Source organism: Pseudomonas sp. MD195_PC81_125 (genome assembly GCF_014060985.1).
GTDB lineage: Bacteria > Pseudomonadota > Gammaproteobacteria > Pseudomonadales > Pseudomonadaceae > Aquipseudomonas > Aquipseudomonas parakoreensis.
Map to the genome: position 1 here is coordinate 1 of NZ_JABULD010000060.1, position 4,410 is coordinate 4,410.

The window sequence follows — 4,410 nt, forward strand, 5'->3', positions numbered from 1 at the left end:
AGGCTGCGATCTTTTGCTTTACCGGCCCGCCGGCAATTCAATCCGCTCAACTTCCCCCGGTACCGTCGGCCAATCCCCGGCCGCCCATTTGCGTCGCGCCTCATCGATCGCCGCCGGATCGCTCGCGACAAAATTCCAGTTGATCCGCCGTGGCCCGTCCAGTGCGGCGCCGCCAAACACCACCGCGTGCACATCGCTTTCGGCAAACAGACTCATCGCTTCCCCGCCCGGCAACACCGCCAGTGCGTGGGGTTCGAGGGGCTCGCCATTCAACTGCGCATCGCCACTCAGCACATACACCGCGCGTTCTTCGTGCTCGGTCGGGATCAGCAGTGTGGTCGCGGTCTGCATTTTTATTTCGGCATACAGCGTAGGAGAAAGCACCGGTACCGGTGATTCCAGGCAAAAGCCTGACCCGGCAATCATCCGAATCTGCACGCCAAGGTTGTCGCTGACCGGCAGGGTTGCGGCCGGGTGATGGCTGTAATACCCAGGGCCTTGCTCATGATCCTTGGGCGAAGCCAGCCAGATCTGCAAGCCGTGCATCGTGAAGCTTTGCGCCCACAACGGCTCGGGCGTGCGCTCGACATGGGCAATCGCACTGCCGGCGGTCATCCAGCTGACATCGCCGGCGCTGACCACTTGATCGGAGCCAAGGCTGTCCTTGTGCTGGATCTGCCCTTCGAAGAGGTAGGTCAGGGTCGACAGACCAATGTGCGGATGCTGTCGGATGTTCATGCCTTTGCCCGTCGGATAAACCGTCTCGAGCATGTGGTCGAAAAATACAAATGGCCCGACGCTGCGGCATTTGGCTGACGGCAGCGGGCGCAGGATCGGCTGGCCTTCGACGTCTTCGGCGCGCGGGCGGATGATCAGTGGTTGCGTATCCATGGTGCATTCCAGGCTGAGCGGGTGATGCCAGAAGCATAACCCGCCGCTGGCAAGAGGGTGATTACTGGCTGTCGAAGCCTTGTGGAGCGTGGGTTTCGATGCTGACGTCGCTGGTGGTCATCAGTTTGTGAATCGGGCAGCGATCGGCGACGCGCAGCAGTTCTTCACGCTGGGCATCGGTGAGGACGCCCTTGAGGGTAAGCGTCACATGCAGGGCGTATTTGCCTTTCTGCTCTTCGCTGTTGTCGCGCTTGACCTCAACGCCGACGCCGGTCAGTGGGATGTCTTTCTTCTTCGCGTACATTTTCAGGGTCAGGGCCTTGCAGGCACCGAGCGCGGCGTCGAAGTAGTCGTGTGGCTCGGGTGCCGAGCCTTCGCCGCCGGCAGACTTCGGCACGTCGGCAAACAATTCGTGGTCATCGATCTGTACGGTGTGACGAAAACCTTCGGCGGAGACGGTATTGACGGTAACAGTCATGGCAACCTCACTGGCAGTAGGAAAAAGTCGTTCGATCAAAAAAGACCTTGCAGTTATAGAGCATTCCTACGGAGGCGCGTTCCACTTTCCTGCAGGATGAACCCTTGTGTTCGGCTCAGGGTCTAGGCTATGCCTACCTGTCGGAGATTACTTGTGTCCTTGTTTCGTTTGAGTCTTGCCTGCCTGCTGGTATGTGCCGGTAGCGCCAGCGCCCGTGATTACACTTACAGCGATGCGCACCTGCACTACGTGGATTTTTTTCCAGGAGACCGCCGGCATGGCGAAATTGCTCACGGCCATGCAGGACAATTCCATCGACCATGTGATGATTTCCGGCATTCCCGTGGCGAAGAAATGGCATGAAGACGAACCCAAACGTCCGCGCTATTACGCCGGTGATGACGCCGACGCCTACTGGTACAGCGCCACCGACATGATCGTTGCCGATGCCGTGCAGAAACTGACGCCGGAGCAGCGTCTGCACTTTCACCCATTCCTCTCGGGCTTCAACCCTAACGACAAGAACTCCGCCGCACACATCCAGCGCCTGCTCGATCTGTATCCGGGGCTGTGGCAGGGCATCGGCGAAGTGTTCACCCGCCATGATGACCTGACGGCACTGACCGCTGGCGATACCCCTCGGGCCAATAATGAAGCGATGAAGCGGATATATCACCTGGCCGCCGAAAACGATCTGCCGGTGATGCTGCATTCCAACATCACCTCCAAGCGTGAGAAAAATCCGCTGTACCTGAAAGAAGTCGAAGAACCGCTGCGAAATCACCCGCACACCCGGTTCATCTGGGCGCACGCCGGCACCAGTGCGGAGATCCATCGGCACCAGACGCCGCTGGAATTCCTTCTGCCCACCGTCAGCCGGATGTTGGAGGCTTACCCGAATCTGTTCATCGATCTGTCGTGGAGCATGCTCACGCCGTATCTGCTGGATGAGCAGGGCAAGCCGCGTGCGCAATGGCTGGCATTGGTGGAGAAATACCCTGAGCGCTTCATGCTGGGTTCGGATGTTGTAGGCCGATTCAACAAGCTCGGTGAGGAAATGCGCAGTTTCACGCCGTTCCTTGATGCCTTGCCCGAAGACGTGGCGCGTAAAGTCGCCCGGGATAACTTCCTGGCGATATTGCCTCGAACAGCAGCAAAGTCCGGTAAACCGCGCTGAATCGTTAATGCCGAGGGTTCGAAGTATCAAGGCCTTTTGATATCACCTTTTGGTCTTACGCAAATTTGCGCGGGGCCGATACCTTCTAGAGCAACCAGCTGCAGGGTTGATGCAGCGCTTTTGGAAGGAACCAGAGTAATGAGCATCCGTAGTCTCAATATCGCGCCGCGTGCCGGCCTGGGTTTTGGTGTGTTGGCCTTGATGGTGTTTGCCTTGGGGGCGTTCGCCTTGCTGCAAATGGCGAACATGCGCGCCCAGTCGGATGAGGTCGACAACAACTGGCTGCCGAGTGTGATGGCGGTTGGCGAGATGAGTCAGGACATGCTGCGCCTGCGTGCGCTGACCATGCGTCTGTTGCTCAATCGGGATCCGCAGGCGCTGGCGCAGAATGTCGCCAAGCTCAATGACCTGCGCGGCGTGTTGAGCGAAGCCCAGCAACGCTATGACGTGTTGATCGTGCTGCCCGAAGAGCGCAAGTTGTTCGACCGCTTCAAGATCGCCGAGCACCAGTATCTGGAGTTTCAGGCGCAAGTCATGCAGTTGTCCGCGCAGAATCGGGTGGAGGAGGCGGCGGCGATTCTCAACGGTGAGATGAGCCCGTTGGCCGACGACATGGCGGTCACTCTGAAAGAGTTGGTCGAGCTGAACAAGCACAACGCCAACCTTGCCACCGAAGCGGCGCGCCTGGTCTTCATCAATTCGCGGGTGTGGGTCGGGGTGATGATCGGCATCACTGCACTGATCACCATCGGTCTGGCGCTGTTGCTGACCCGCAGCATCGTGTTGCCTCTGACGCAGTCGCTGGGCGTGGCGGAAGTGGTGGCCGGTGGCGATCTGACGGGCGATATCAATATCTCCGGCAAGGACGAACCGGCGCGGCTGCTGCAGGCGCTGAAAAGCATGCAGCACAACCTGCGCGACACCATCCGGCAGATTTCCGAGTCGTCCAGTCAGTTGGCTTCGGCTTCGGAGGAGCTGAGTTGCGTCACCGAAGACGCCACACGTGGGCTGCACCAGCAGAGCCTGGAGATTGAACAGGCCGCCACGGCGGTCAATCAGATGACGGCTGCCGTTGAGGAAGTGGCGAGCAATGCGGTGGCGACGTCCGAGGCGTCACGCGAGTCTGATCGCATCGCCCAGCGTGGTCGCGAGCAGGTGCGGCAGACCGTGACGTCAATCGAATCCCTGGCAGATGATGTCACGTCGAATGCCACGCAGGTGGAGGATCTGGCGCAGAAGGTTCACGGCATCAGCAAGGTGCTGGATGTGATCCGCTCGATTGCCGAGCAGACCAACCTGCTCGCGCTAAACGCTGCGATCGAGGCAGCGCGGGCCGGCGATGCCGGTCGCGGCTTCGCGGTGGTGGCCGATGAAGTGCGCGCGTTGGCGCACCGCACCCAACAATCGACCCAGGAAATCGAGCAGATGATCGGCGGTATCCAGCAGGGTACCGATTCGGCGGTCAATTCGATGCAGCAGAGCAGCCTTCGCGCCAATTCAACGCTGGAACTGGCGAAGGCGGCGGGTGAGGCGCTGGAAGAAATCGCCTCGGCGTTCACCTTGATCAACGAGCGCAACCTGGTGATCGCCAGTGCCTCGGAGGAGCAGGCGGCAGTGGCGCGGGAGGTGGACCGCAATCTGATGAATATTCGCGATCTGGCGACGCAGACTTCTGCCGGGGCTAATCAGACCAGTGCGGCGAGCCAGGAGTTGTCGCGGCTGGCGGTGGATTTGAACAATATGGTGGCCAGATTTTCGGTCTGATCTGACCCTTGATGATCGAGCTGAACCCTGTGGGAGCGAGCCTGCTCGCGAAAGCGGTGTATCCGCCACAAACATGTCGGCTGAACTGACGCCTTCGCGA

The 4,410-nt window shown here is 59.7% G+C and carries 3 protein-coding genes and 1 pseudogene; 2 read left to right on the top strand and 2 right to left on the bottom strand.

The features are described from left to right. Window positions 1-18: 18 nt before the first annotated feature. Both HT737_RS03035 and HT737_RS03040 read right to left on the bottom strand, forming a co-directional pair. Entirely contained in the window at window positions 19-891 is an 873-nt protein-coding gene (locus HT737_RS03035) for a pirin family protein (protein WP_095667143.1), read from the bottom strand. Window positions 892-952: 61 nt separating this feature from the next. Then, complete coding sequence (locus tag HT737_RS03040; protein ID WP_047292859.1) at window positions 953-1,369, bottom strand: OsmC family protein; 417 nt, start codon at window positions 1,367-1,369, stop codon at window positions 953-955. A 129-nt stretch (window positions 1,370-1,498) separates the two neighbouring features. Here HT737_RS03040 and HT737_RS03045 point away from each other — a divergent pair. Together HT737_RS03045 and HT737_RS03050 are read left to right on the top strand one after the other, a co-directional pair. Next, window positions 1,499-2,554, top strand: a pseudogene (locus HT737_RS03045) (amidohydrolase family protein). A gap of 130 nt (window positions 2,555-2,684) precedes the next feature. Further along, on the top strand, window positions 2,685-4,310 hold the full coding sequence (locus HT737_RS03050; protein ID WP_182401386.1) for a methyl-accepting chemotaxis protein: 1,626 nt from the start codon (window positions 2,685-2,687) through the stop codon (window positions 4,308-4,310). Window positions 4,311-4,410: the final 100 nt, after the last annotated feature.

Excerpts from the sequence above, each read along its gene's own strand:
- HT737_RS03035 (WP_095667143.1), bottom strand. The coding sequence starts at position 891 with ATGGATACGCAACCACTGATCATCCGCCCGCGCGCCGAAGACGTCGAA.
- HT737_RS03050 (WP_182401386.1), top strand. The coding sequence starts at position 2,685 with ATGAGCATCCGTAGTCTCAATATCGCGCCGCGTGCCGGCCTGGGTTTT.
- HT737_RS03040 (WP_047292859.1), bottom strand. The coding sequence starts at position 1,369 with ATGACTGTTACCGTCAATACCGTCTCCGCCGAAGGTTTTCGTCACACC.